The organism is Anaeromyxobacter dehalogenans 2CP-C (assembly GCF_000013385.1).
Taxonomy (GTDB): Bacteria; Myxococcota; Myxococcia; order Myxococcales; family Anaeromyxobacteraceae; genus Anaeromyxobacter; species Anaeromyxobacter dehalogenans_B.
Genome location: NC_007760.1, coordinates 3,887,018 through 3,912,539, shown reverse-complemented (window position 1 = coordinate 3,912,539; position 25,522 = coordinate 3,887,018). Strand labels below are relative to the sequence as shown.

Genomic DNA, 25,522 nt, shown 5'->3' with positions numbered 1-25,522 from the left:
GGAGGGCGAAGCCGGGGCCGGGCCCCGCTACCGGTCGCGCCAGGCGGTCTGGCTCAGCCACTCGCGCACCGACGGGCGCTGGAACACCCGCCGCGCGTAGACGGCGAGCCGCTCGGGGCACGGGTCGCCGTTGTGGACCAGGCGCTGCAGCAGCAGCGCGAGGTCGGCGTCCGCGATGGTGAACTCGCCGGTCACGTGCTCCGCGCCCGGCGGGAGGAAGCGGCCGGCCACCGCCACGAGCCGCTCGGCCGCGGCCCGGCCGGCGGGCGTGAGGGGCTTCGCCGCGGCGCCCTCGAACAGCGTCGCGGTGGAGCGCTCCACCCGCACCTCGAGCACGTCGCTGCGCGCGAACGCCTGCACCATGCGGACGAGGGCGCGCTGCCGCGGGTCGGCGGGGTAGAGCCGCGCGTGGGCGGGCGGGGGGAAGACCTCCTCCAGGTACTCGTCGATGGCGGAGGACTCGGCCACCCAGAAGTCGCCGTGGCGGAGCGCCGGGACGCGCCCGGTGAAGGAGCGCTCGGCGTACTCGGGCCGGCGGTGCTGCCCGGCCTGGAGGTCGAGCACCTCCAGCCGGAACGGGAGCCCCTTCTCCTTCAGCGTGACGAAGGCGGAGAAGACGTAGGGGCTGGTCCAGCCCTTGTTGCCGTACAGGACGAGGTCGTCGGTCATGCCGCGCTCTCTATGCGCCGGCGGCCCCGGCCGCAAGCCCGCCTGCGCGGCCGCCGCCCGCGCGCGGGCGCGGGCGGCGCGCCGCGAGGCGCTACTTCACGATGTCGAGCAGCTCGACGTCGAAGGTGAGGACCGCGTTGCCCGGGATGACGGGCGGGCGGCCCTGCTCGCCGTACGCGATCGCGGCGGGGCAGACCACCTTGGCCTTGCCGCCGACCTTCATCTTCTGCAGCGCCTCGGTCCAGCACTTGATGACGCCGTTCAGCGGGAACTCGGCCGGCTCGTTGCGCTTGCGGGAGGAGTCGAACACCGTGCCGTCCACCAGCTTGCCCTCGTAGTGCACCTTCACCTTGTCGGTGGCGGTGGGGGTCGCGCCGGTGCCCTGCTTCTCCGGGATCACGACCGCGCCGGACGCGGTCTTGATGGCGCCCTTCTCCTTCGCCATCTTGTCGAGGTAACCGGCGCCCTTGGTCTTCTCGCGCTCGGCGGTGACCGACATGCGCGAGCGCGCCAGCTCGTTCACCTGCTGCTGCGACTTCTCGTCGAGCTGGAACTTCGGCTTGCCGGTGGCGCCGTCGCGGATGCCCTGGATCACCTTCTCGAGCTCGCCCGGCTGCAGCGCGAACACGTCCAGGCTCTTGGCCACCGCCAGGCCGACCGAGTACAGGGCGCGGTCGGTGTCGGCCGGCGCCTTGGCGGCCGGGGCCGCCGGCTTGGCCGCAGGCGCGGCCGGCTTCTTGTCCTCGGCGCGCGCCGCGGTGGCCAGCACCAGGGCGGCGAGGAGGGCGATGCGGATCGGCTTCATGTGGGGCTCCCTTTCTGGTCCGGCGTTGACGGGGCCGGTCCCGGCGCTGCGGAGACGCTCTGGCCGATCGGGACGGCGGCGCGCTCGTCCAGCTCGACCTGCTTCCGGTGCAGGAAGCGGAAGACCGCGACCACCACGCTCGCCACCGGCACCGCCAGCAGCGCGCCCACGATCCCGAAGCTGCGCTCGCCCACCACCAGCGCCAGCACGATGAGCACCGGGTGGATCCGGGCGGCGTCGCCCATGATCTTCGGGTTCAGGACGTACGCCTCGAGCGCGTGGACCACCGTGATCCAGCCCAGCGCCAGCAGCGCCTTGGTGGGCCCGCCGCCGGTGAGCGCCAGGAGCACGATGGGGACGGAGGAGAGGATCGTGCCGAAGATGGGCACGATGTAGAGGACGAAGGCGAGGAAGCCGAGCGCGAACGCGAACGGCACCTTCAGCACCAGCAGGCCGACGAGCGTGAGGATGCCGTTCACCACCATGATGGTGAGCTGCCCGCGCACCACGCCGGAGAGCCCCGCGTCGATCCCGGTGCGCAGCCGGCGCAGGTCGGCGCGCCAGTGCGAGGGGACCACGGTCTCGAACCAGCGCAGGATGCGGGGCGCGTCCATCGAGATGAACGCGGTCAGCATGAACAGCAGCACCACGAAGAACAGCGTCTGGACCGTGCCGGCCAGGATGGCGCGCGAGAACGCCACCACGTCGCTGACCCGGCCGCGCAGCGCCAGCGTGAGGTCGTGCAGCGCGCTCGCCATCCCCGCGGCGAGGTCCACCGAGAACCGGCCGCCCGGCGTGTCGAGCCCGCCCGCGGAGGGCGTCACGTCGAGCGGGATCCCGTAGCGCTGCAGGAACGCGTCGATGGCGCGCGTCCACTCCTGCACACGGTCCGGCGTGATCGAGGCGAGGAAGTCCCGCAGCTCGAGCAGCGCGCGGATCGCCTCGCGGTACACCGCCGGGACGAAGGACACCGCGGCGATCCACACGAGCGCGCCCAGCACCGCGTAGACGATCAGCACCGCCAGCACGCGCGGCACCGGCCGCCCCGCCACGCGCTGGCGCGCGATCCCGGCGATGACCGGGTCGATGACGTAGGCGGCGAGCCCGGCCAGGGTGAACGGCAGCAGCACCGGCCAGGCCATCACCACCACGCCCAGCATCATCGCCCAGAGCAGGGCGGTGAGCGCGTACAGGCGGGTGCGCGGTCGCCTCCAGAGGGGCAGGTCGGTCTGCATCGGGCGGCGAGTATCGCCGAAAGCGCGCCGCCCCGCCCGTTCCCTTTTCGCGCCGGGAGCGGACGGGGCGGGCCGGGGGGAGGGCGATCACTCCTCGAGCGTGGAGACGTCGCCCTCGGGGAGCCCCTGGGCGCGCGCCTTGAGCACGCGCCGCATGATCTTGCCGGAGCGCGTCTTGGGCAGCGAGTCCACGAACGTCACCTTCTCCGGCCGCACGATGGGCCCGAGGTGCTGCGCCACGTGCTGCTTCACCTCGTCCTCCAGCTCGGGGCTGGGCTTGAAGCCCTGGCGCAGCAGGCAGTAGCAGTGGATGGCCTGCCCCTTCACCTCGTGCGGCAGCCCGATCACCGCCGCCTCGGCGATGGCGGGGTGCGAGACGAGCGCGCTCTCGATCTCCGCGGTGCCGAGCCGGTAGCCCGAGACCTTGATGACGTCGTCGGTGCGGCCGATGACCCAGTAGTAGCCGTCCGCGTCGCGCTTGGCGGCGTCGCCCGCCATGTAGCGGCCCGGGTACTTCTCCCAGTAGGTCTTCACGAACCGTTCAGGGTCCTTGTAGACGGTCATGGCCATCGCCGGCCAGGGCCGCTCCAGGACCAGGAAGCCCTCCTCGCCGTCGGGGACCGGCTTGCCGGTCTCGTCGAGGATCGAGACCTGCTGGCCGAAGAACGGCTTCGCCGCCGAGCCGGGCTTCAGCGGGAGCGTCGGGACCGGCGTGATCATGAACATGCCGGTCTCGGTCTGCCACCACGTGTCCATCACCGGGCAACGGCCCTTGCCGATGACGCGGTGGTACCACTTCCACGCCTCGGGGTTGATGGGCTCGCCCACCGAGCCGAGCAGCCGCAGGGTGGAGAGGTCGTGGCGGTTCGGCCACGACTCGCCGAAGCGCATCAGCCCGCGGATGGCGGTCGGCGCGGTGTAGAGGATGGTGATGCCGTACTTCTCCACCAGCGACCACCAGCGGTTCGGGTACGGGTAGGTCGGCGCGCCCTCGTACATGAACGTGGTCGCGCCCATCAGCAGCGGCCCGTACACGATGTAGCTGTGGCCGGTGACCCAGCCCGGATCCGCCGCGCACCAGTAGCGGTCCTCGTCCTTGATGTCGAAGACGTACTTGAGCGTGGAGTAGATGCCGACCTGGTAGCCGCCGTGCCCGTGGATGAGCCCCTTCGGCTTCCCGGTGGTGCCGGAGGTGTAGAGGATGTAGAGCGGGTCGGTGGCGTCCATCACCTCGGTCGGGCAGACGCCCGCGGCGAGGGGGAGCTTCATCAGCTCGTGGTACCAGTAGTCGCGGCCCGCCTCCATGCGGACCTCGTGCGCGGTGCGCTGCACCACGATGACCGTCTCCACCGTCGGGCAGCGGCGGACGGCGTCGTCCACCGTCTTCTTCAGCTCGACGATCTTGCCGTTCATGAACCCGCCGTCGGCGGTGATCACGACCTTCGACTCCGAGTCCTCGATGCGGCCCTGCAGCGCGTCCACCGAGAACCCGCCGTACACCACCGAGTGGATGGCGCCGATCTTCGCGGCCGCCAGCATGGCGATCACGATCTCGGGGATGCGCGGCATGTAGATGGTGACGCGGTCGCCCTTCTTCACGCCCATGGCCTTCAGGACGTTGGCGAACTTGGAGACGTCGCGGTTCAGCGCGAAGTACGAGTAGGTGCGGACCTCGCCCTTCTCGCCCACCCACACCAGCGAGAGCTTGTTCTTGCGCCACGTGCGCTGGTGGCGATCCAGGCAGTTGTGGACGATGTTGGTCTGCGCGCCCTTGAACCACCGGTAGAACGGCTTCTCCGAGGCGTCGAGGACCTTGTCCCACTTGCGGTACCACTCGAGCTCCTCGGCCTCCGCGGCCCAGAAGCCCTCGAGGTCCTCGTCGGCGCGCTTCGCCAGCGCGGCCCAGTCCGGCACGCGCGCCTGCGAGACCACCTCGGCGGAGGGGAAGAAGACCTCACCTTCCAGCTGCGGCTTCGAGCTCATCACGGGCTCCTTTTCGCCGGATCGGGCCGGACGTCGCGCGCCGGCTGGGGGCGGCCGGCGCGGCGTGGGGGCATCGGAGATCGAGTCGGACCATCGACATTAGCAGACGGACAGGCGAGCCCCGCGGGTTTTCGTCGCAGCCACCGCGGGCGGGCGGCGGCGGACAAGCGAAGAATCATGCGTCCAGGGCACGCCGGCAGCGTGTCCCCCGGTGGGTCCCCCGCCTCGCCCCGGCCCGCCGGCCTGCACGGAGGGTGACGCCCGGGGCGTCGCGCGCCGAGCGCCTCCCGCCTTGGCGGGGACGCCGCCTCGACCCCCACCGGCCGCGCGGTTATCCTCCGCGCCGTGCGCCTTCCCCCGTTGCTGCGCCGCGGCGACCCCGTCCGCGTGATCGCGCCCTCGAGCCCCTTCGAGCCGGAGCAGCTCGCCCGCGGCCTGGCCGTGCTGCGCGACCGGCTCGGGCTCGAGCCGCGCATGCGCGCCGACCTGGGCGCGCGCGCGCGCTACCTCGCCGGCGACGACGCGCGGCGGCTGGAGGAGTGGCGCGAGGCCGTGGCGGATCCGGACGCCCGCGCCATCTTCTGCGCGCGCGGCGGCTTCGGCGCGAGCCGGCTGCTCCCCGAGGTGGACCCGGCGCCGCTGCTCGAGCGCCCCAAGGCGCTGGTCGGCTTCTCCGACGTGTGCGCGCTCCACGCGGCGCTCAACCGCGCCGGCCTCGCCACCGTCCACGGCCCGGTGCTCACGCAGCTCGGCCGCGCGCCGGAGGCCGCGGTCGCCCAGCTGGAGGCCCTGCTCATGGGCGGCGGGCCGCGCCCGGACCCGTGGGCGCCGCCCGCGGCGGGGGCCGGGCTGCCCGGGACGGCCACCGTTCGGCCGGGCCGCGCGGCCGGGCCGCTGCTCGGCGGGTCGCTCACGCTGCTCGCGCACCTGTGCGGCACCCCGTTCATGCCGCGGCTGGAGGGCGCGCTGCTCCTGCTCGAGGACGTCGGTGAGAAGCCCTACCGGCTCGATCGCTACCTGACCCAGCTCCGGCTGGCCGGCGCGCTGGACGGGGTGGCCGGGGTGGCGCTGGGCCAGTTCACGGAGTGCGACGCCGCGGGCGTGCGCGGCGCCGAGGTGGTCCGGGAGCTGGTCTCGGGCCTGGGCGTCCCGGTGGCGGAGGGCTTCCCGGCCGGCCACGACGACGCGAACTTCTCGGTCCCGCTCGGCGCCCGCGCGACGCTGGTGGCGCCCGGCCCCGGCGACGAGGGCGCGCCGCGGCTGCTGTTCGACGGCTGGTGGGCCCGCGAAGGCGAGGGCGCCCGCCGGTGAGCGCCGCGCTGCCGCCGGTGACGGCCGCGCTGGAGGCGGGCGCGCGCGAGCGCGTGGCGCCGGCGCTCTCGGCGGTGGTGCTCCGCGACGGGCGGCTCGTCCACGCCAGCTGGCACGGCGAGCTGTCCGGGCCGGCCCCCCGCGCGCTGCGGCCGGACGACCTGTTCGACGTGGCCTCGCTCACGAAGGTGATGGCGACCGCCACGCTCGCGGCGCAGCTCGTGGAGGAGGGCGCGCTCGACCTCGACGCGCCCGTGGCCGCCCGGCTCCCGGGCTTCGAGGCCGGCGGCAAGGGCCGGGTCACCGCGCGCCACCTGCTCGCGCACTCGAGCGGCCTGCCGCGCTGGAGGCCGTACTTCGAGCGCGCCGCCGCGGACCCGGAGGCCGGCGCGGCGTTCCTGCCCCCGGGGCGGCGGCCCCCGCGCGCCGCGCTGGCCGGCCCGTTCGCGCGCGGCCGCGCCCTGGTCCGCGACGCGGTGCTGGCGGAGCCGCTCGAGGCCGCCCCGGGCGCCCGCGCCGTCTACTGCGACCCCGGCTTCATCGCGCTCGGGCTGCTCGTCGAGGCGCTCGGGGGCGCGCCGCTGGCCGCGCTCGCGGAGCGCCGGGTGTTCCGGCCGCTCGGGCTCGGCGCCACGTTCTTCCTCGACGGCCTCGACCCGGCCGCCGCGGCCGCCCGGGCCGCCGGCCGCGCCTTCGTCCCCACCGGCGCGTGCCCGCGGCGCGGCGAGGCGGCGCTGGCGGGCGAGGTGAACGACGACAACGCCTGGGCCATGGGCGGCGCGGCCGGCCACGCGGGCGTGTTCTCCACCGCGCCGGAGGTGGCGGCGCTCGGCCAGGCCTGGCTGGACGCGCTGGAGGGCCGGCCCTCGGTGGTGCCGGCGCGCGCCGCCGCCGCCTTCGCCGAGCGGGACCCGACCCCCGGCAGCGAGCGCGCCCTGGGCTGGGACACCCCGAGCCGCGGCGCCTCGTCGCTGGGCGGCCGGCTCGGGCGCGGTCCGCTGGGCGCGCTCGGCCACCTCGGGTTCACCGGGACCTCGCTGTGGATCGACCGCGACGCCCGCCTGGTGTGCGCGCTGCTCACGAACCACGTCCACCCCGCCGGCGGGAGCGACCGGCCGCGGATCCGCGCCTTCCGGCAGCGCTTCCACGACGCGGTGGCGGAGGCGCTGGGGATCGGGTAGGCCCTGCATCTCGCCGCCGCGCCCGCGCCCGCGCGCGCCCGCCGGAGCGGCACCGGAGCGAACGTGATCGACTGGAAGAGCGTGAAGCGCATCCACCTCATCGGCGTCGCCGGCACGGGCATGGGCTCGTTCGCCGGCATGCTGAAGGCCGCCGGCTACCAGGTCACCGGCTCGGACGAGAACGTCTACCCGCCGATGTCCACCCAGCTCGAGCGCTGGGGCATCGAGGCGATGACGCCCTACGCCGCCGCGAACCTCGACCGCGCCCGGCCCGATCTGGTGGTGGTGGGGAACGTGGTGCGCTCGGTGAACGCGGAGGCGGCGGCGGTGCGCGAGCGGAGCCTGCCGCACGTCTCGTTCCCGGCGGCGCTGGGCGAGCTGTTCATCGGCCCGCGGCACGGCGTGGTGGTGGTGGGCACGCACGGCAAGACCACCACCTCCGCGATGATGGGGTTCGTGCTGCACCACGCCGGCCGGGATCCGTCGTTCCTGGTGGGCGGCGTGACCCGCGACTTCGACTCCAACTTCCGCCTGGGGAGCGGCCCGCACTTCGTGGTCGAGGGCGACGAGTACGACACCGCCTACTTCGACAAGGGGCCGAAGTTCCTCCACTACCGCCCGCGCACCGCCATCTTCACGAGCTGCGAGCTGGACCACGCCGACATCTACCGGGACGAGGCGCACTACGAGTCGGCGTTCGAGCGGTTCGCCGACCTGCTCCCGCCGGACGGCTTCCTGGCCGCCTGCGCCGCGTACGAGAGCGTCCGGCGCATCTCCGCGCGGGCCAGGTGCCGCCTGGAGACCTACGGCGTGGACGTCCCTGGCGCCGACTGGGAGGCGCGCGGCCTGTCGCTCGGGCCGGACGGCGCGCGCTTCACGCTCGTGCGCAAGGGCGCGGCCCTCGCCGAGGTCCACCTGCCGGTGGGCGGGGCGCACAACGTCGAGAACGCGCTGGGGGTCGCCGCGGCCGCCACCGCGCTCGGGCTCTCCCCCGCCGAGATCGCGGCCGGCCTGGGCGCGTTCCACGGCGTGCGGCGCCGCCAGGAGGTGCGCGGCACGGCCGGCGGCGTGACGGTGATCGACGACTTCGCGCACCACCCGCGCGCGGTGAGGAAGACCCTGGCCGCGGTGCGCGGGAGCTTCCCCGGCGCCCGCGTGCTGGCCGCGTTCGAGCCGCGCTCCAACACCAGCCGGCGCAACCTGCACCAGGCCGACTACTCCGACCCGGCCACCTGGTCCGGCGCGGCCGAGGTGTTCGTCCTGCGTCCGGCCCCGACCGATCGCGTGCCCGAGGCGGAGCGGCTGGACGTGGACGCGGTGGTGCGCGCGCTCGCGGCGCACGGGCTGCCCGCGCGCGTGTTCGACGCGGTGGATCCCATGGTCGAGGCCATGGCGGCCGGCGCGCGCCCCGGCGACGTGGCGGTGGCCATGTCGAACGGCGCCTTCGGCGGCATCTGGGGCAAGCTGCTCGCGCGGCTGGGGCGCTGAGCGGCGTAGCCGACGGCTCGCGGTTCGACGGGCTCACCGCGAGCGGATCCCGCGGGAGGCGCCTGGAAAGGAAGAAGGCCCGGCCGCTCGCGCGACCGGGCCTTCGTTGCTCGTGCTCGCTCCGACGGCTACGCGCCGTGGTGGCAGGCCGCGCACATCGCGTTCGACCGGCGGTCGCCGGCGTCGTGCTTGCGCGCGAACGACTTGGGGTGCGGGCTCTTCGCCGCGAGGCCGCCCACCTGGTGGCAGGCGACGCACACCGCGGAGGCGCCGTTGTCGTGGCAGCCGGCGCAGGAGGTGATGTCGCGCCGGGCCGCGTCGCCGTGGAAGTGGCCGCTGGCCTTGTCGTTCGCCCAGCCGGCCGGGTGCACCGGGAACGGCGTGAGCGACTTCATGGTCAGGCTCTGCTGCGTGTGGCAGGAGTCGCAGAACGGGCTGCCGTGGCAGCGGCGGCAGCTCGCCGGGTTCGCGCCCGCCTCGATCATGTGGCGCGAGACGTAGTCGCCGCGGTGGATGAAGTCGCGCTTCACCTCCTCCGGGAAGATCGAGGAGGGGAGGGCGGGCGTGGTCTGCGACGCGTGGCAGGTCGCGCAGTAGGTCTGGTCGTGGCAGGCCGCGCAGCTCTGCGCGCTGGTCCGCGAGTAGTTGCCGTGGGTCCGGAGCCAGTCGCCCGTGTGCGCGAACGCCGACTCGGGCACGAAGCCCTTCAGGTCGGTGTGGCAGGGCGTGCACTTCGCCTGCGCGAAGTCCATCTGGTGGTTGTGGCAGGAGGTGCAGGCGGCCATCGGCGGCGCCTTGATCTCCTTGTCGCCGGGCTCGGGCAGCGCCTGGTGGCAGGTCTTGCAGTCCTTCACCTTCGCCAGGTGGTCCTGGTGCGAGAAGGTGAACCGGACCTCCTTCACCCGCTCGGGCACCTTCACCTGGCCGCGCGCGTCGTCGTGGCAGTCCGAGCAGCTCACGCTCACGTGGCGCTTGGGCTCGAGGCGGGTGGCCTTGTCGATGCCGGAGTGGCAGTCGAGGCAGGCCACCTCGGCCATGATGTGCGCCTCGTGCGTGAACTCGACGGCCGGCTGCTCAGCCGCCGCCGCGGTCACCGTCTTGCTGCTCTTCGCGCCGCAGGCCGCCAGCAGCGCGGCCGCGATCACCGGGACGATCCGGTTCATCACCGCACCTCCCGCACCGTGTAGGTCTGGTTGTAGACGAGCTTCGCCATGACGTCGTAGGTCTGTTCCATGTACGGGGTGACGCCGGCGCGCCCCGCCAGCACCGCGCTGAAGCCGCGGGCCAGCTCGATGCCGCCGCTGAGGGAGCCGGTGACGGCGAAGGACTCGCCGTTCACGTCCTCCTTGAAGAAGTAGCTCATCACGTCGGCCGCGGCGAACACCTTGCCGAAGCCCTGCTTGCCGTAGAGCCGCCCGGCCCAGTAGCCGTTCTCGAGCGCGTCGAGGTAGGTGATCTCGGCGCCGGCGTCGGTGGCGCCGCGGGTCCAGTCGGCGCGCATCACCAGGTCGTGGCCGAGGTAGCTGTCGTCCTCGGCGGTCTCGCCCGGCTCCACCGACAGGTGGTAGTCGGCGCCCACCGAGAGGCCGCGCCCGAGCTCGTAGTCCAGGCCCACGCCGTACTCCTTGCGGGTGGAGGCCGAGAACACCGAGAGGATCGAGTTCCGCGCCAGGAACAGGTCGGGCGCCAGGAACCGCCAGTCGGCCGTCACCTCGAGCCGGTGCACCGGCTTCCAGCGCGCCGCCACGCTCGCCTCGCTGAAGCGCTCGTCGTAGACGCTGAACGCGCCGAAGCCGGTGAAGGACACGTCCTGGAGCGGCTGCAGGCGGAAGTCCGCGCCCACCTCCTGGCGGACCGGGTCGCCCGCGTCCTCGACCACGTTCGCCGACGCGCCCACGTCCAGGCCGCGCCCGGCGTGGCCGGGGATCGCCAGCGACCAGCCCACCCGGCCGCCGTAGGCGAAGTCGCCGCCAGCCGGGTTCCAGCTCTTCACGCCGCTGCGGGACGCGAACCGCTGCGCCACCGGCGAGCCGACGTAGCCGGACAGCCGGAAGCCGCCGGGCAGCACCAGGATGGCCTCGCCGCCGTCGATCTGGATCATGCGCGCGACGCCGCTCATGACGTGCTCGCGGCCCAGCCGCAGCGTGAGGCGCCGGTCGAGGAACTTCGCCTGCACCTGGGCGCTCATCAGGTCGCCGGTGAGCGCCTCGCTGGTGCCGTTGTCCCAGCGCAGGCTGTCGAAGTCGTAGGAGCCCCAGCCCGAGAGCTGGAGCTGCAGGTCGTCGGCGACCTTGGTGCGGATGTCCCGCGCCGTGATGCTGACGATCTCGTAGGCGGGCACCACGGTGACGAGGTCGGGGTCCTCGCCCAGCCTGCGGTCGCGGGTCTGCTGGCCGGCGGAGACGAGGGTGGTCGAGGTGACCTCGACCGTGTCGGCGCCGGCGCCGGTGGCGGCGAGCAGCGCCACGGCGGCGACGATGTGTCTCGGAGTGCGCATCAGGATCTCACTCGACGGCGGGTCATGATTCACCCGGCGGCGCGGTGTCCGCCGCCCGGGTCGGCGCGGAAGATCGCACAGGCAGGCGTGCGCAATCTTGCGCTAGATCACGCGTAAGCGGGAGGCACGCTCCCACCTGGGACCCGGGGGCCGGGGCGGGCGGTCACGGCGCGTGAACCAGGGCGGAGCGCAAGGGCGCGTTCACGGCCCGCGCGGCGGTTCCGGGCGGGGCCCGAGGGTCGCGCTTACAATCGGGGGATGCGCCGCCCCCCGCTCGCCGCCGCCCTGCTCGCGCTCGCCGCCGCCTGCGCCGCCCCGCGCACGCAGCAGCGCCCGATCCCGCGCCCGCCGCCGGGGCCGTCGCGCCTGGTCGGCGCCGAGGTCTCGTTCTCCGCGCCGGACCTCGCCGGCCGCGACGTCCAGGTGGGCGGCGCAGCGGGGCGCGGGCTGGTGCAGGTGGTGGACTTCTGGGCGAGCTGGTGCGAGCCCTGCAAGGAACAGCTGCCGCACCTCGATCGGATGGCGCGGGAGCACCGCGACGACGGGCTGCGGGTCACCGGCGTGGCCTTCGACGAGGAGCGGGCCGCCGTGGAGGCCTTCCTCGCGCCCGCCCCGGTCGCGTTCCAGATCCTGTGGGATCCGGGCGGGGCCGCGCTCGGCGAGCGGCTCGACGTGCAGCGGCTGCCCACGACGCTCGTGATCGACCGGCGCGGGGTGGTGCGCCACGTGCACCGCGGCTACGACCGCGCCGAGGGCGAGAAGCTGGAGGACGAGGTCAGGCAGCTCCTGGCGGAGCCGGCGCCCTGACCGCCGCCGGGGGCGCCTCGGGCAGCAGCGTGAAGCGGACCCGCTCGCGCTCGCGCTCCACCTCGCCCGGCTCGGACGGCGACTCGCGCAGCCAGTACGCCATCTCGTCCGCCTCCCACGCGTAGGGCCGCCCGTCGAGGAGCACGCGGCCGTCGGAGACGGCGCGCGTCGCCTCGAGCAGCGGCACCGCCGCGAGGTCGCGCACCAGCGCCTCGAAGCGCCCCTGCCGCTCCGGGTCGATGAACGCGAACGCGTGGCGGGCGGCGTAGGCGGTGTGGAAGTGCGCCGGGCGGAAGGCGACGCCGCCCAGCCCGAGGCGGATGGCCATGCGCGCCAGCATCGACCCGGCCTCGCGCGCCAGGCCGAGCCCGGGCACCTCCTGGCCCGGCAGGCGCGGCCGGCGGTCGCTGAACTGCGCCCGCGGGTTGCGCAGCGAGAGCCAGTGGACGAACAGCACCTCCACCCCGAGGACGTGCCGCCGCTCCAGGATCAGCTCCACGAGCAGGTGCTCCTGCCCCTCCGCCTCGCCGTGGAGCCGCACCCGCTCGCCCAGGCCGGCGGAGTCGAACCCGACCCGGAACTGCCGGAAGCCCATCCGCTCGAGCTGCTCCAGCACGCCGTAGCGGAACAGCGCGTGCTCGATCCCGGAGGCCGTGTAGAAGCCGAGCAGCAGCCGCTGGCGCCGCGGCCGCATGCCGAGGGCCTCCTCGAGGTCCTCGGCGGTGATGTCGCCGGTGTCGCCCAGGTCGCCGGGCAGGATCCGCTGGGAGACCAGCTCGAAGCGGGCGGAGAGCGGGTCGTACTCGTCCGGGATGGGCGCCAGCGAGCCGGCCGCGACCGCCATGCCGGTGCCGGCCAGGGCGCGCCAGGAGCGCCGCGAGTAGCCGCCCGCCGCCAGCCACACGCTGGGCACGAAGTCCAGCTCGGCGGCGACGAGCAGGTCGCGCTCGCGCGCGCCGTCCAGCGAGAGCCCGAGCTGGCCGAAGCGATCGCCGGCCAGCACGTCGCCCCCGGCCAGCACGAACGCGAGCTGCGGCCGGGGCATCCGCGAGAGCAGCGCGCCCAGCGCCTCGAGGTAGGCGGCGTCGCCGCTGCCGGGCGGGAGCACCGTCTCGTCCACGCCCTCGAGCGGCCCCCAGTCCGACCCGGAGATGGAGCCGATCCAGTGATCGGGATCCCGCGCCAGGCAGGCGGCGATGCCGTCGGGCGGGTGCGCGTCGAGATCGAGGACCGCCACGCGGCCCGTGAACCCGTCGGCGCGGAGCGCGGCGATCGCGACGGCGACGTCGTTGACCGGGCAGAACCCGCCGGCCGCGCCGGGGAACGCGTGGTGGAAGCCGCCCAGCAGGTTGACCGCGGGCGCGCGCGTCCGGAGCGTCTCTCGCGCCGCGCCCAGCGTGCCGCCGCAGGCCAGGCGCACCGTGGTCATCACCTCGTCCACCGGCACGTCGGACGGGTCCACCGCGAACACGCGCGCCAGCGTGTCGGGGTGGCCCAGCGACTCGAGCAGCTCCGCGTCGTGGACGCGCGCCAGGTCCTCGAACGAGATCCGCCGCGGCGCGCGGCGCCGGGCGCGCGGCACCGCGCCGCACTCGGCCAGCCACCAGGCCACGAAGTCCGCGCGGCGCGGCTCCATGCCGGCCCCGGACTCCAGGCCGGAGAGCGGAAGCCGGTAGCGCGGGTCGTACCAGAGCGTCACGTCCCGGCGGTAGAACCAGGAGCGGAGCCGGTAGAGGAGGGCGCGCGGGCGCATTGCGCGGCGCCGGGGTCACCCGCGCGGCGGCGGCGCGAACGGCGGCTCGGCGCTGGCCGGCGGGGGCACGCGGGGCGTGCCCTTCCGGCGGCCGGACCAGGCGGACATCATCCAGCCCACGATCGTCTCGAACGCGATCCAGCCGATCGCGATCCAGACGGCGCCGCTCATGCGGCTCAGGCTGGCGGAGCAGTGGCGGTACTGCACCTCGATCGGATCGGCGACGTAGGTGGACCAGGGCATCGCCCAGGCGACCACGTACACCACCAGGCCGAGGAGGAAGATCGTCCGGAGCACGGCGAGCGCCTTGAGCATCCCGTCATCCTACCAAGCGCGCGGGCCGGGCGCTCCGTCCGAGCGCGCCTGCGCCGCCGCTGCGGCGAGGGCCGGGGCGGGCTATCCTCCGCGCGGGCGGAAAGGAGCCGGGGCGGATGAGCGAGGCGACGGAGCTGCGGGAGGCCTGCGCCGAGGCGGCGCGGCGGGGCGGGGCGGTGCTGCGGGAGCGGTGGGGCCAGGCGCGCTCGGTGGAGCTGAAGGGCGAGATCGACCTCGTCACCGACGCGGACCGGGCGAGCGAGGCGGCGGTGCTGGGCTTCCTGCGCGGCCGCTTCCCCGGGGCCGGGATCCTGGCGGAGGAGTCGGGCGCGAGCGGCGGCCCGGGCGGCGAGGGCCGGCTCCGCTTCGTGGTGGACCCGCTCGACGGGACGACGAACTACGCGCACGGGCTGCCGCAGTTCGCGGTGAACGTGGCCGCGCTCGACGCCGCCGGGATCGCCGCCGGCGCGACCTACGACCCGCTCCGCGACGAGCTGTTCACCGCCGCCCGCGGCGGCGGGGCGCACCTGGACGGCGCACCGCTGCGGGCGTCCGCCCGGGGCGAGCTGGTGCAGGCGCTGCTCGTCACCGGCTTCCCCTACGACGTGCACCAGCGCCACGAGCGGCCGCTCCGCCTGTTCGGCGCGTTCGTGCGGCGCGCCCGGGGCGTCCGGCGGCTCGGGAGCGCGGCGCTCGACCTCGCCTACGTGGCGGCGGGGCGCTTCGACGGCTTCTGGGAGGAGCGGCTGAAGCCGTGGGACGTCGCGCCGGGGATCCTGATCGCGCGCGAGGCCGGCGCCCTGGTCACCGACCTGGAGGGCGGCGACCGGATGCTGGAGACCGGGGACATTTTGGCCGCGGCGCCGGCGCTGCACGCGCGCATGCTGGAGGTCATCCGGCGCGAGGGGTAGTCGCGCGCGCTCAGCGCTGCGCGCCGGGCAGCGCGGGCGGCGCCCCGGCGGCGGCGGGCGCGATCGGCGCGGCTGGCGCACCCGGCGCAGCGACCGCGGCCGGCGCGGCCACCGCGCGCGAGGGCGCCGGCGCGCGGGCCGGCGCGACGCCGCGGGCGAAGTCGATGGCCACCAGCGACTCCGGATCCACGAGCAGGCCGTCCACCCGCACGCTCCAGTGCAGGTGCGGCCCGGTGGAGCGGCCGGTCGAGCCGAGCCGCCCGATGCGCTGCCCGCGGCGCACCACCTGGCCGGCGCGGACGTCCACCCGGTCGAGGTGGAAGTAGAGCGTGTAGATGCCCGCCCCGTGCCACAGCACCACGCTCCGGCCGGACAGGTAGGCGTCGCGCACCAGCACCACCCGCCCGGCGTTCGCGGCCGCGACCGGCGCGCCGCGCGGCCCGGTCAGGTCGAGCCCGTAGTGCACGCTCGGCTTCTCGCCGTTCAGCACCCGCTGGTCGCCGTAGCGGCCCGAGGTGGGCGCGCGCCGCGGGAGCGCGAAGGGGCGCGAGAACGCGGGCGGCTCGAACGGGCGCGCGTAGGCCTCGGCGAACGCCTTGCGATCGGCCGCGATGCGCGCCTTCACCGCCTCGGGCGGCTCCACGTACTTCGGCGCGAGGGTGAGCGCGCGCGAGGAGAACCCGGGCTCGACGATCCGCAGGACGCCCCGCAGCGCGGCGCCGGCGGCCTCGGCCTCGGCGGGGAGGTCGCCGGCCGGCGTCTCGATGGGGAGCGCCGCCAGCGCGCGCCACTCCGCGCCGGCGCGCCAGAACGTGAGCGGACGCCCGCCGAGCGTCGCGCGCGGCGCCTCCGGCCCGGCGCCCGTCACGCGCACCAGCACCGCGTCGCCCGGGCGGGCCACCTCGGGCGCGAGGGTCAGGGACGGGGTGGCGGCGGCGAGCAGGGCGAGGAGCGGGGCGAGCGGCACGCGACGGTGATACCCCCGGCCGGCGCGCGACGCCACCGCCCGGCCGGCGCGCCGTGCGCCCGCCCGCCCGCGGGTCCGCGGCGCCCGTCAGGCGTCCACGGCGAGCCGTCCCGCGTCGAGCCGCGCCCGCTCGTCCACCGCGCCGGGCAGCTCGTCGGCGTGGTGGGACACGGCCACGATCGCGGTGCCGGCCGCGCCCAGCTCGTCGAGCACCCGGAGCACCCAGGCGCGCGCGGCGGGGTCGAGGCCGGCGAGGGGCTCGTCGAGCAGCAGCGCCCGCGGCGCCGGCGCGAGCGCGCGGGCGATGAGCACCTTGCGGAGCTCGCCGTAGGAGAGCGACAGCACGTGCCGCCCGAGCAGCGGCGTCACCCCGAGCCGCTCCGCCGCGGCGGCGGCCAGCGCCCGCTCGCGCGCGGTGGGCTCCACCGCGAGCCCGATCGTCCCGGCGAACCCGGAGAGCACGACGTCCGCGGCGCGCGCGTCGAAGCGGTGGCGCGCCTGCAGCTCCGGCGAGACCAGGCCCACGCGGCCGCGCAGGTCCTCGGCGGACGCGCGCGGCCCGAGGCCGAGCCGGTCCACCGCGCCGCGCGCCGGCTGCTCCTCGCCCGCGAGCAGCCGGAGCAGCGTGGACTTCCCCGCGCCGTTCGGGCCGGTGATCGCCCAGCGCTCGCCGGCGCGGACCGTCCAGTCCACGCCGTCGAGCACCGCGCGCCCGTCCACGAGCACGGTAGCGCCGCGGAGCTCGAACAGCGCCGCGCGCGGGCCGGCCTCGCGCCCCGGCGCGCGGGGCGGCGCGGGGGCCTCGCGCGCGCCCGCCCGCGCGGCGGCGCGGTCGCCCTCCCACGCGATCCGCCCGCCCTCCAGCCGGATGACGCGGCCCAGCTCGGGCACGAGCTCCTCGGGCCGGTGCGTGGCCATCACCACGGCCACGCCGCCGCGCGCGATCGCGGAGACGGTCTCGAGCAGGCCGGCCCGCGCCGGCGCGTCGAGCCCGTCGCAGGCCTCGTCCAGGAACAGCGCCTCCGGCCGCGGCGCGAGCGCGCGCGCCAGCAGCACGCGGCGCCCCTCGCCGCGCGACAGCTCCAGCACCGATCGCCCCAGCAGCCCCGCCACGCCCAGCGCGCGGGCCACCTCGCGGACGCGCCGCGACTGCTCCGCCGTCGCCGCCTCGGACGGCCACAGCGCGTCGAAGAAGCCGGAGCGGATCACCGCCTCGACCGGCAGGTCCCATTCGTTGCGCAGGTAGGCGTCTTGCGCCTCGGGCGCCACCCGCGCGAACCGCTCGCGCGCGCCGATGGGGCTCTCGAAGGCCCCGTCCGGCCCGTGGAAGAGGCGCCGCCCGCCGCGCGGATCCGGCCAGAGCTCGCCGCGGAGCAGCCGCAGGAGCGTGGACTTTCCCGCGCCGTTCCCGCCCAGCACCGCCAGCCCCTCGCCGGCGTGGAGCGCCAGGGTGACGCCGGCGAGGACGGGGACGCCGCCCAGGCGGACGTCCACCCGGTCGAGCGTGACGAGCGGCCGGCGCATCCCGGGATGCTAATGCGGACATGCCCGCCAGGGGGTGAAATGCGCCGGCGGGACGCCTGTTCTGGATCACGTGCGGGATCGCTCCGAGCCTCGGGTGGTGATCGTGCGCCGCGGCGCCAGCCCGCGCCGGCTCGCGGCGGTCCTGCGCTGGGTGCGCGCGCTCGTGCCCGCCGCGGTGCTGGTGGTGGACCCCGGCGCCGGGCCGCTCCCGCGCCGCGAGGCGCAGTGGGACGGCGACGACGAGGTGATCGTGATCGACGCCGACGAGATCGCGTCCGGGCCGCTCTCGCTCGCCGCCGCGCTGCTGCGCGGCGCGCAGCGGGGCGGGTGAGCCCGCCGCCGACGTCAGCCCTGCGCGCGCGCCGGCGCGGCGGCCGGGTCGGCCGGGATGGGGGGCACGGGCGGCTCCGCCGGCCGCTCCGCCGGCATCGCCGGCAGCCGGAGCGTGAACGTGGTGCCCTGGCCCTCGGTGCTGTCCACCGCGATGCTCCCGCCGTGGCGCTGCACGATGCCGTACACCACCGAGAGCCCGAGGCCGGTGCCCTTCTCCTTGGTCGTGAAGAACGGGTCGAAGATGTGGCTCACCCGCTCCGGCGGCATGCCCGGCCCGTCGTCCGCGAACGCGATCTCCACCGCGCCCTCCGGCGCGCGCGCGCTGACCCGGAGCCGCCCGCCCTTCGCGCCCATCGCCTCGCAGGCGTTCATCGCCACGTTCACGAACGCCTGGCGGAGCTGGCCGAAGTCGGCGAGCACCTGCGGGAGCGGCGGCAGGTCGCGCTGCAGCTTCACGCCCTGGATGGCGATCTGGTTCGCGATGAGCGACAGGGCCTCCTCCACCGCCGCGCCCGGGTCCACCGGCTTCTTGGCCATGGGCCGCTCGCGCGCGAAGTCGAGCAGGTTGCGGACGATGGCGCTGCAGCGCTGCGCCTCGCGCTCGACCAGCCCCAGGTTCCGCTGCAGCACGGCGCGCCGCGCGTCGTCGGGCGGGCCCTCGGCCAGGGTGCGCGACACCAGCTTCGCGAACGTGAGGATGCCCGCGAGCGGGTTGTTGATCTCGTGGGCGATGGAGGCCGAGAGCTTGCCCAGCGAGGAGAGCTTCTCCGTGCGCACGAGCTGCTCCTGCGCGTTGCGCAGGTCGGCGGTGCGCGCCTGGACCTGCTCCTCCAGCCCGGCCAGCAGCCCGTTCAGCTCGTCCTCCAGGCGCCGGAGCGAGCGGGTCATGTCGTTGAACGACGCGGCCAGGTTGCCGAGCTCGCCGCGCGAGCGGACGCGCACCTCCACGTCGAGCTGGTCCTTCGCCACGCGCCGCGTGCCCTCGACCAGCGCGGCCACCGGCCCGAGCACCTCGGAGCGGAGGAACAGGTACATGAGCGCCGAGGTCGCGACGATCGCGATCACGAGCAGCGACACGAAGCCGCGCCGGAACGAGGCCACGCCGGAGAGGATCGGATCGATGGCCACGTCGGTCTCGAGCAGCCCCAGCACCTGCCGGCCGGGCGGGTGGACGTGGCACTCGGCGGTGGCGCAGCCGTGGTCGTTGTAGATGGGGGTGGTGAGCACGAGGCGCCGGCCGCCGGGGCCGCGCTCCTCGCGCCACCGCTGCGCGGGAGGCACGCGCGAGAGCGGCACCTCGCGGTCCGCGTGGCACGGGGAGCAGGACCGGTGGCCCTTGTCGCGGGTCTGCCCCACCTCCTCGGGGACGCTGGAGAACCGGACGGCGCCGCGGGGGCCGAGGACGCGCAGGCGCTCCACGCCTTCGAGCGCCGCCACCCGCCCGATGGTCCGGAAGTCGTGGCGCTCGGCCGCCGAGAGCAGGGCGGCCTGGCCCACGGTGGTGACCGCGTCGCCGAGCAGCGCGGTGGAGCGGATGACCTCGTCCTGGAGGTGCCGCTCGAAGCGCCGCTCCGCCAGCACCACCCCCGCGAGCGCCAGCAGCGCGAGCAGCACCACGGCGGCGAGCAGCTTGGTCGAGAGGCGGCGCCAGAAGGGCACTGCGCGCACGGACGCATGCCCGCCGGGGACGCCACCCGCCGGCGGCGAGGCGCTGGCGTGGACGTCCCCGGCTGCGCGTGCTTCCGCCATGATCCCCCTGGGCGATTCCTGCGGGCCCAGGCGCAGGATGCGCCGGCGGGATCTGCGCGGCCTTGCGGCGGGTCAACCCCGGCCACGGGAGGACGAAGGGTCGCGTGGCACTTCGTCGCGGCTCGGGAACAGCGCGCGCCGCAGCAGCACCTCGAGCCGGGAGATCTCGTCGTCGGTGAGCTCGACCATCCGTCCGGGCGGCAGCTGCCGCTCGTCCGCCTCGCGCGCGAGACGCCGCTCCAGCCGCCGCAGTCGGGCGAACACCGCGTAGTGCAGCAGGGTCGCGAGCAGCACCGTCAGGACCGCGCCCAGGCCGATCAGCATCATGAAGGAGCGGAGCATGGCGGCGCGGGCCGCGCCGTGCTCGGCGGAGAAGTCGTGCAGCACGAACAGGCCGCCCACCTTGCGCCCGCCCGCGTCGCGCAGCGGGAAGATGCCGCGCATGTACGCGCGGTCCTCGCGGACCACCTCGCCCAGCGCCACGCCGTCGTCCGGCAGCGCCTCGAGGTCGCCCTCGTAGTCGATGATGCCCTCGGTGAACGTGGTGGTGTCCACCACGACCACGTCGGCGCGGTCGTTCCAGGTGTTGGAGCGCTCGCCGAGCACCTCGGCCCAGCGCCGCTGGTCCAGGAAGCGCTTCTTCACCAGGATCCCGTAGTCGTCGCCGGTGCGCGACTTCATCGCGCCCAGGAAGTGGTCGATCTCCTCGGCCAGCTCGAGGTAGCCGATCACCTTCCCGTCCCGCATCCAGGGCCGCACCACCCGCAGCGCGAACGCGGTGCGTCCCAGCTCCTTGCCGGCGCCGACGTCACCGGTCTCGACGGCCCGGCGGAACGTCACCCGATCGACCTTGTCGCCGCGCAGCTCGGGCCGGTGCACGCGCAGGAACACGGTGGCGTCCGGCTCGGGGGCGATGAAGTACCAGTGGGTGATCCGGTCCCGCTCGCGCATGGTCTCGAACAGCGGCGCCGCGAGCGCCAGCAGGCGCTCGCGGTCGCGCGCCGCGAACGCGTCGCGCAGGTCGTCGCGCGACAGGAGCGCGTCGAGCGTCGAGGAGAGCTTCTCCACCTCCGCGCGCTCCTGCGACGCGAACGCCTCCGCCGCGCCGCGCAGGCGGCTCGCGCCCGCCTCCTCCACCTGCTGCTCGACGATCCCGCCGCCGAGCCGGGCGCCGAGGAGGGCGGCCCCGACGCAGAGGGCGACGATGGCGACGATGAGCCGGAGCTCGAGGGAGATGGAGCGCATGGTGGGCGGGCGGAGGGGGCGGTCGGCTTCGAAGGGGACGGCGATCTGCCGTACCATGAGAACGGTATCATGCGTGGCGGGTACGCGGTGACCCGACCGCGGACGCCCGTGCGTACGGTGCGTTCGTGTGCGCGGGCGGTGCGCGCCTCGGCGCATACCCGGCCGGGGTTGCGGCGGCGCCGGCCGTCACGTCTCCGGCCTCCTGGCCTCTGCGACCGAACGGAGCCCACATGCCCATGCGCACCCTCGCGTCCCTCACCCTCGTCGCCCTCGCCGCCCTGGCCGCGCCGGCCGCCGCCGCGCCGGCCGCGTCCGCTGCGCGCCTGCCGGAGATCCCGGACCTCCCCTACGTGAAGACCGTGCTGCCGAACGGCCTCACGCTCATCGTCCACGAGGACCACAAGGCGCCGATCGTGGCGGTGAACGTCTGGTACCACGTCGGCTCCAAGAACGAGCGGCCGGGCAAGACCGGGTTCGCGCACCTCTTCGAGCACCTGATGTTCAACGGCTCGGAGCACTTCGACGACGACTGGTTCAAGGTGCTGGAGCGCGTCGGCGCCAGCGACCTGAACGGCACCACGAACAACGACCGGACCAACTACTTCCAGAACGTGCCGGTCTCGGCGCTCGACACGGTGCTGTGGATGGAGTCCGACCGCATGGGCCACCTGCTCGGCGCCATCACGCAGGCGCGCCTCGACGAGCAGCGGGGGGTGGTCCAGAACGAGAAGCGGCAGGGCGAGAACCAGCCGTACGGGCGCGTGTACGACGTGATGACGCCGTCGCTCTACCCGAAGGCGCACCCGTACTCCTGGACCGTGATCGGCTCGATGGAGGATCTGCAGGCCGCCTCGCTCGCCGACGTGAAGGAGTGGTTCACCAGCTACTACGGCGCGAGCAACGCGGTGCTGGTGATCGCCGGCGACGTGAAGCCGGACGAGGTGCGCAAGAAGGTCGAGCACTACTTCGGCGACGTCCCGCCGGGCGAGCCCATCGCGAAGCAGCAGGCCTGGATCGCGAAGCGCACCGGCGAGCAGCGCCAGGTGATGCAGGACCGCGTGCCGCAGGCCCGCGCCTACCTGGTGTGGAACACGCCGGAGTGGGGCCACCCGGACGACGACCTGCTCACGCTCGCGGCCGGGGTGCTCGCGTCGGGGAAGACCTCGCGGCTCTACAAGCGGCTGGTCTACGACGAGCGGATCGCCACCGACGTGAGCGCCGACCCGGGCACCGGCGAGATCGGCTCGACGTTCTTCGTCGAGGCGACGGCGAAGCCGGGCGGGGACCTGGCGAAGGTCGAGCGCGCCGTGCGCGAGGAGGTGGCGCGGCTCGTGGCGCAGGGGCCGACCGCGGAGGAGCTGGTGCGGGCCAAGACCGGCATCCTCGCCGGGTTCGTGCGCGGCGTGGAGCGCATCGGCGGCTTCGGCGGCGTCTCGGACGTGCTCGCCGAGAGCCAGGTCTACGGCGGGACGCCGGACGCCTACCGCACCCGGCTCGCGCGCATCCGCTCGGCCACCGCCGCCCAGGTCCGCGAGGCCTGCCGCCGCTGGCTCTCCGACGGCGTGTACGTGCTCTCGGTGCTGCCGTTCCCCGAGCTCCAGGCCGCCGCCACCGGCGCCGATCGCAAGGTGCGGCCCGAGCCCGGGCCGGCCCCGGCGCCGCGCTTCCCGGCGTTCACGCGCCACCAGCTCTCCAACGGCCTGAAGGTCGTGGTGGCCGAGCGCCACGCGGTCCCGGACGTGCAGCTCGACCTGCTCGTGGACGCGGGCTACGCCTCCGACCAGCACGGCGCGCCCGGGCTCGCGAAGCTGGCGACGGCCATGCTGGACGAGGGCACCCGCTCGCGCTCCGCGCTGGAGATCTCCGACACCCTGCAGCGGCTCGGCGCGCGCCTCGAGACCGGCGCCGACCTCGACACCTCGCTGGTGAGCATGGCGGCGCTGCGCGCGAACCTCGACGCGTCGCTCGCGCTGCTCGCCGACGTGGTGGTGAACCCGGTGTTCCCGGAGGCCGACTTCGAGCGGCTGAAGGCCCAGCAGCTCGCGGCCCTCGGGCAGGAGGCGGTGCAGCCGGTGACGGCCGCGTTCCGCATCCTGCCGCGGCTGCTCTACGGCGAGGGGCACGCCTACTCCAACCCGCTCACCGGCTCCGGCACCGCGGCCACCGTCGGGAAGCTCTCCCGCGCGGACGCGGCGCGCTGGCACGCGACCTGGGTGAAGCCGAACAACGCCACCCTGGTGGTGGTGGGCGACACGACCGCCGCGGAGATCGTGCCGAAGCTGGAGCGCCTCCTGGGCGGCTGGAAGGCGGGCGAGGTCCCGAAGAAGAACCTGGCGCAGGTGGCGCTGCCCGCCGGGCAGCGGGTGTTCCTGCTCGACCGGCCCGGGTCGATCCAGTCGGTGGTGATCGCGGGCCAGGTCGCCCCGCCGCGGGCGAACCCCGAGGAGATCGCGCAGACCGCCATGAACACGGTGCTGGGCGGCGCGTTCACCTCGCGCCTCAACATGAACCTGCGCGAGGACAAGCACTGGTCGTACGGCGCCCGGGCGCTGCTCACCGACGCCCGCGGGCAGCGGCCGTTCTTCGCGCTCGCCCCGGTGCAGGCCGACAAGACCAAGGAGACGGTGCTGGAGATCCGCAAGGAGCTGGCCGGCATCCGCGGCGCGAAGCCCGTCACCGCCGAGGAGACCGCCGTGGCGCAGGGCACGCTGACGCTGTCGCTGCCCGGCCGCTGGGAGACGTCGCGCGCGGTGGCGCGGTCGATCGCGCAGATCGTCCGCTTCGGCTTCGACGACCGCTACTTCGACGGCTTCGCGCACAAGGTGGCCGCGCTCGGCCCGAAGGACCTCGCCGACGCGGCGCGCATGCTCGAGCCGGAGCGCGTCACCTGGGTGATCATCGGCGACCGCGCCAAGATCGAGCCCGGCCTGCGCGAGATCGGCCTCGGGCAGATCCAGCTCGTGGACGCCGACGGCAACGTGAAGCCGGGGGCGGCCGCGGCATCTGACGGGGCTGCGCCCCGCCCCACGGAGCGGAGCTCCGCGGGGCCCCACCGGGCTGCGCGGGTCCCGTGACCTCGCGCGCCCGCGTTCGCGGGCTCGCGCGAGGTCCCCGCGGGCGCGGCTGCGCCGCGCGTAAGCTCGCGGTGCACGGATCAGTCGGCGATGGCCCGCTTCCAGGCGGGCCGCGCCTTCACGCCGGAGAGCCAGGCGGCGAGCGCCGGCATCCCGTCGATGCCGCCCACCAGCGCCTTGCCCCAGGAGGCCACCGCGCCGGTGACGAGGTCGGCCACGCCGAACGCGTCCCCGGCGAGGAACGGGCGCGTCCGGAGCGCGAGGTCGAGGACGCGCGCCCCCTCCAGGAACCGGGCCTTCTGGGCCTCGATCGCGGCCGCGTCGCGCTCGCCCTCGGGCGGGCGGAGGAGCCCGTGCAGCGCCTCGAGCGGCGGCTCCAGCTCGTCCATGGCGAAGAACAGCCACTGGTAGGTGAGCGCGCGGCCGGGCGTCCCGGCCGGCGGGAGCATCCCCTTCTCCGGGAAGCGCTCGGCGAGCCACAGGCAGATCGCGGCCGACTCGAAGACGCGGACGTCGCCGTCCTCCAGCACCGGCACGCGGCCCAGCGGGTGGCGGGCGAGGTGCTCCGGCGTGCGCAGCGCGCCGGCGGCGCGGTCGAGCCGGACCAGCTCGTAGGGAACGCCCATCTCCTCCAGCAGCCAGCGGGGGCGGGTGGCCCGCGTGCGCGGCGCGTAGTAGAGCTTCATCCCGGTGTCCTCCGTGAAGGGTTCGGATCGTTCTAGACCGGGTCGCGGCCCCGCGGGGCCCGGAAGAAGGGGGCCGTTCACGGTGGGTACGCCCGCCGCGCCGGAGCTCCTGCGCGTGCCCCGCGAGGCGGCCGGCGCCCGGCTGGACCGCTGGCTGGCCGCGGCGCTCGGCGCGACCGCGGAGCGCGCCCGCTGGCTGGTGGAGACGGGCCGGGTGCGCATCCGCGGGAAGACCTGCTCGCCGCACCGCAAGCTGTTCGGCGGCGAGGAGGTCGCGGTCGAGCGCCCCGCCCCGCGCGCCGCCGAGGCGTCGGGCCCGGCGCTGGCGGTGCTGTACGACGACGCGGACTGCCTGGTCGTCGCGAAGCCGCCCGGGCTCGCGGTGGAGGCGGGGGCGCCCGGGGGCGCGTCGGCCGTGGCGGCGGCGAGCCGGCTCGGCGCGTTCGACGTGGACGGCCGCGCCGCGCCCGGCCTGGCGCACCGGCTCGATCGCGACACGAGCGGCGCGCTGCTGCTGGCGCGCCACGACCGGGCGCTGGCGGCGCTGCGCGCCGCGTTCGAGGCCGGCGCGATCGAGAAGGAGTACCTGGCGCTGGTGGCGGGCGCCCCGCCGCCGGAGGGGCGGCTCGACACGCCCTACGGCCGCGACCCGGAGGACCCGCGCCGCTTCACCACCCGCTTCCCGTCCCCGCGGCGCGCGCGGCTGTCCTGGAAGGTGGAGCGCCCGCTCCGCGGCGCCGCGCTCCTGCGGGTCCGGCTGGAGACCGGGCGCACCCACCAGATCCGCGTGCAGCTCGCAGAGGCCGGGTTCCCGGTGCTGGGCGACGCGGTGTACGGGGTCCGCGGCGAGGCGATCGCGCGGCAGGCGCTCCACGCCGAGCGGCTGGCGTTCCCGCGCCCGTCGGACGGCGCGCGCGTGGAGGTGCGCGCGCCGGTGCCCGAGGACCTGGAGCGCGCGATCGCGGCGCTCGCGGCCGCCCCGTAGGCCG

At 75.4% G+C, this 25,522-nt stretch carries 21 protein-coding genes; 8 read left to right on the top strand and 13 right to left on the bottom strand.

The window, feature by feature from the left end; translation table 11 throughout:
• Positions 1 to 27 precede the first annotated feature (27 nt).
• The 4 genes from yfcF to acs form a co-directional block, all read right to left on the bottom strand.
• The gene (gene yfcF / locus ADEH_RS17585; RefSeq protein ID WP_041453663.1) at positions 28 to 669 is read right to left on the bottom strand and encodes a glutathione transferase; all 642 of its coding nucleotides are present in this window, start codon (positions 667 to 669) and stop codon (positions 28 to 30) included.
• A gap of 91 nt (positions 670 to 760) precedes the next feature.
• Positions 761 to 1,474 carry an FKBP-type peptidyl-prolyl cis-trans isomerase gene (locus ADEH_RS17580; protein WP_011422447.1) on the bottom strand — a complete coding sequence of 238 codons (714 nt, stop codon included), beginning with the start codon at positions 1,472 to 1,474 and terminating at the stop codon, positions 761 to 763.
• Positions 1,471 to 2,709 carry an AI-2E family transporter gene (locus ADEH_RS17575; protein ID WP_011422446.1) on the bottom strand — a complete coding sequence of 413 codons (1,239 nt, stop codon included), beginning with the start codon at positions 2,707 to 2,709 and terminating at the stop codon, positions 1,471 to 1,473. The genes ADEH_RS17580 and ADEH_RS17575 overlap by 4 nt, the downstream gene beginning before the upstream one ends.
• A gap of 87 nt (positions 2,710 to 2,796) precedes the next feature.
• Positions 2,797 to 4,692, bottom strand: a complete 1,896-nt coding sequence (gene acs, locus ADEH_RS17570; protein WP_011422445.1) for an acetate--CoA ligase — start codon at positions 4,690 to 4,692, stop codon at positions 2,797 to 2,799.
• Between the two features lie 345 nt (positions 4,693 to 5,037).
• Here acs and ADEH_RS17565 point away from each other — a divergent pair, with 345 nt between their 5' ends.
• The 3 genes from ADEH_RS17565 (at position 5,038) to ADEH_RS17555 (ending at position 8,672) form a co-directional block, all read left to right on the top strand.
• On the top strand, positions 5,038 to 6,003 hold the full coding sequence (locus ADEH_RS17565) for a S66 peptidase family protein (RefSeq protein WP_011422444.1): 966 nt from the start codon (positions 5,038 to 5,040) through the stop codon (positions 6,001 to 6,003).
• The gene (locus tag ADEH_RS17560) at positions 6,000 to 7,184 is read left to right on the top strand and encodes a serine hydrolase domain-containing protein (protein WP_011422443.1); all 1,185 of its coding nucleotides are present in this window, start codon (positions 6,000 to 6,002) and stop codon (positions 7,182 to 7,184) included. Before ADEH_RS17565 ends, ADEH_RS17560 begins: the two co-directional genes overlap by 4 nt.
• Before the next feature lie 63 nt (positions 7,185 to 7,247).
• On the top strand, positions 7,248 to 8,672 hold the full coding sequence (locus tag ADEH_RS17555) for a UDP-N-acetylmuramate--L-alanine ligase (protein WP_011422442.1): 1,425 nt from the start codon (positions 7,248 to 7,250) through the stop codon (positions 8,670 to 8,672).
• 128 nt (positions 8,673 to 8,800) lie between these two features.
• On the opposite strand, the gene ADEH_RS17550 is transcribed toward ADEH_RS17555, so the two are convergent.
• Both ADEH_RS17550 and ADEH_RS17545 read right to left on the bottom strand, forming a co-directional pair.
• Entirely contained in the window at positions 8,801 to 9,835 is a 1,035-nt protein-coding gene (locus ADEH_RS17550; protein WP_011422441.1) for a cytochrome c3 family protein, read from the bottom strand.
• Positions 9,835 to 11,169, bottom strand: a complete 1,335-nt coding sequence (locus ADEH_RS17545) for a hypothetical protein (protein ID WP_011422440.1) — start codon at positions 11,167 to 11,169, stop codon at positions 9,835 to 9,837. The genes ADEH_RS17550 and ADEH_RS17545 overlap by 1 nt, the downstream gene beginning before the upstream one ends.
• Before the next feature lie 258 nt (positions 11,170 to 11,427).
• Here ADEH_RS17545 and ADEH_RS17540 point away from each other — a divergent pair, with 258 nt between their 5' ends.
• Positions 11,428 to 11,976, top strand: a complete 549-nt coding sequence (locus tag ADEH_RS17540; protein ID WP_011422439.1) for a TlpA disulfide reductase family protein — start codon at positions 11,428 to 11,430, stop codon at positions 11,974 to 11,976.
• Here the strand turns inward: ADEH_RS17540 and ADEH_RS17535 are convergent.
• A complete protein-coding gene (locus ADEH_RS17535) occupies positions 11,945 to 13,729 on the bottom strand; it encodes a histone deacetylase family protein (RefSeq protein ID WP_011422438.1) in 1,785 nt (594 codons plus the stop codon). The two genes, ADEH_RS17540 and ADEH_RS17535, sit on opposite strands and share 32 nt — an antisense overlap.
• A gap of 15 nt (positions 13,730 to 13,744) precedes the next feature.
• Positions 13,745 to 14,044, bottom strand: a complete 300-nt coding sequence (locus tag ADEH_RS17530) for a hypothetical protein (RefSeq protein ID WP_011422437.1) — start codon at positions 14,042 to 14,044, stop codon at positions 13,745 to 13,747.
• A 116-nt stretch (positions 14,045 to 14,160) separates the two neighbouring features.
• Here ADEH_RS17530 and ADEH_RS17525 point away from each other — a divergent pair, with 116 nt between their 5' ends.
• Positions 14,161 to 14,955: an inositol monophosphatase family protein gene (locus ADEH_RS17525; RefSeq protein ID WP_011422436.1), complete on the top strand. Its 795-nt coding sequence runs from the start codon at positions 14,161 to 14,163 to the stop codon at positions 14,953 to 14,955.
• A 10-nt stretch (positions 14,956 to 14,965) separates the two neighbouring features.
• Here ADEH_RS17525 and ADEH_RS17520 read toward each other — a convergent pair whose 3' ends face one another.
• Both ADEH_RS17520 and ADEH_RS17515 read right to left on the bottom strand, forming a co-directional pair.
• Positions 14,966 to 15,922 (bottom strand): M23 family metallopeptidase, encoded by a 957-nt coding sequence (locus ADEH_RS17520; RefSeq protein ID WP_011422435.1) that lies wholly within the window; start codon positions 15,920 to 15,922, stop codon positions 14,966 to 14,968.
• Between the two features lie 87 nt (positions 15,923 to 16,009).
• Positions 16,010 to 17,446, bottom strand: a complete 1,437-nt coding sequence (locus ADEH_RS17515) for an ATP-binding cassette domain-containing protein (protein WP_011422434.1) — start codon at positions 17,444 to 17,446, stop codon at positions 16,010 to 16,012.
• Positions 17,447 to 17,543: 97 nt separating this feature from the next.
• Here ADEH_RS17515 and ADEH_RS17510 point away from each other — a divergent pair, with 97 nt between their 5' ends.
• Positions 17,544 to 17,777 (top strand): hypothetical protein, encoded by a 234-nt coding sequence (locus ADEH_RS17510; RefSeq protein ID WP_232287321.1) that lies wholly within the window; start codon positions 17,544 to 17,546, stop codon positions 17,775 to 17,777.
• A gap of 14 nt (positions 17,778 to 17,791) precedes the next feature.
• Here the strand turns inward: ADEH_RS17510 and ADEH_RS17505 are convergent, their stop codons facing one another.
• Positions 17,792 to 19,447: a sensor histidine kinase gene (locus ADEH_RS17505; RefSeq protein ID WP_232287320.1), complete on the bottom strand. Its 1,656-nt coding sequence runs from the start codon at positions 19,445 to 19,447 to the stop codon at positions 17,792 to 17,794.
• Between the two features lie 153 nt (positions 19,448 to 19,600).
• Positions 19,601 to 20,830: a cache domain-containing protein gene (locus ADEH_RS17500; RefSeq protein ID WP_232287319.1), complete on the bottom strand. Its 1,230-nt coding sequence runs from the start codon at positions 20,828 to 20,830 to the stop codon at positions 19,601 to 19,603.
• Positions 20,831 to 21,003: 173 nt separating this feature from the next.
• On the opposite strand from ADEH_RS17500, the gene ADEH_RS17495 reads away from it, so the two are divergent.
• Positions 21,004 to 23,847, top strand: a complete 2,844-nt coding sequence (locus ADEH_RS17495) for a M16 family metallopeptidase (protein ID WP_011422430.1) — start codon at positions 21,004 to 21,006, stop codon at positions 23,845 to 23,847.
• Between the two features lie 80 nt (positions 23,848 to 23,927).
• On the opposite strand, the gene ADEH_RS17490 is transcribed toward ADEH_RS17495, so the two are convergent.
• Entirely contained in the window at positions 23,928 to 24,533 is a 606-nt protein-coding gene (locus tag ADEH_RS17490; protein ID WP_011422429.1) for a glutathione S-transferase family protein, read from the bottom strand.
• Between the two features lie 82 nt (positions 24,534 to 24,615).
• Between ADEH_RS17490 and ADEH_RS17485 the strand changes: the two genes are divergently transcribed.
• Positions 24,616 to 25,518, top strand: a complete 903-nt coding sequence (locus tag ADEH_RS17485; RefSeq protein WP_011422428.1) for an RluA family pseudouridine synthase — start codon at positions 24,616 to 24,618, stop codon at positions 25,516 to 25,518.
• The last annotated feature ends 4 nt before the right edge of the window (positions 25,519 to 25,522 follow it).

What these genes read in the sequence shown, in the direction of transcription:
- ADEH_RS17495 (WP_011422430.1), top strand. Translation starts at nt 21,004, where the DNA reads ATGCCCATGCGCACCCTCGCGTCCCTCACCCTCGTCGCCCTCGCCGCC.
- ADEH_RS17490 (WP_011422429.1), bottom strand. Translation starts at nt 24,533, where the DNA reads ATGAAGCTCTACTACGCGCCGCGCACGCGGGCCACCCGCCCCCGCTGG.
- ADEH_RS17550 (WP_011422441.1), bottom strand. Translation starts at nt 9,835, where the DNA reads ATGAACCGGATCGTCCCGGTGATCGCGGCCGCGCTGCTGGCGGCCTGC.
- yfcF (WP_041453663.1), bottom strand. Translation starts at nt 669, where the DNA reads ATGACCGACGACCTCGTCCTGTACGGCAACAAGGGCTGGACCAGCCCC.
- ADEH_RS17535 (WP_011422438.1), bottom strand. Translation starts at nt 13,729, where the DNA reads ATGCGCCCGCGCGCCCTCCTCTACCGGCTCCGCTCCTGGTTCTACCGC.
- ADEH_RS17540 (WP_011422439.1), top strand. Translation starts at nt 11,428, where the DNA reads ATGCGCCGCCCCCCGCTCGCCGCCGCCCTGCTCGCGCTCGCCGCCGCC.
- ADEH_RS17525 (WP_011422436.1), top strand. Translation starts at nt 14,161, where the DNA reads ATGAGCGAGGCGACGGAGCTGCGGGAGGCCTGCGCCGAGGCGGCGCGG.
- ADEH_RS17545 (WP_011422440.1), bottom strand. Translation starts at nt 11,169, where the DNA reads ATGCGCACTCCGAGACACATCGTCGCCGCCGTGGCGCTGCTCGCCGCC.
- ADEH_RS17580 (WP_011422447.1), bottom strand. Translation starts at nt 1,474, where the DNA reads ATGAAGCCGATCCGCATCGCCCTCCTCGCCGCCCTGGTGCTGGCCACC.
- acs (WP_011422445.1), bottom strand. Translation starts at nt 4,692, where the DNA reads ATGAGCTCGAAGCCGCAGCTGGAAGGTGAGGTCTTCTTCCCCTCCGCC.
- ADEH_RS17500 (WP_232287319.1), bottom strand. Translation starts at nt 20,830, where the DNA reads ATGGTACGGCAGATCGCCGTCCCCTTCGAAGCCGACCGCCCCCTCCGC.
- ADEH_RS17575 (WP_011422446.1), bottom strand. Translation starts at nt 2,709, where the DNA reads ATGCAGACCGACCTGCCCCTCTGGAGGCGACCGCGCACCCGCCTGTAC.
- ADEH_RS17530 (WP_011422437.1), bottom strand. Translation starts at nt 14,044, where the DNA reads ATGCTCAAGGCGCTCGCCGTGCTCCGGACGATCTTCCTCCTCGGCCTG.
- ADEH_RS17515 (WP_011422434.1), bottom strand. Translation starts at nt 17,446, where the DNA reads ATGCGCCGGCCGCTCGTCACGCTCGACCGGGTGGACGTCCGCCTGGGC.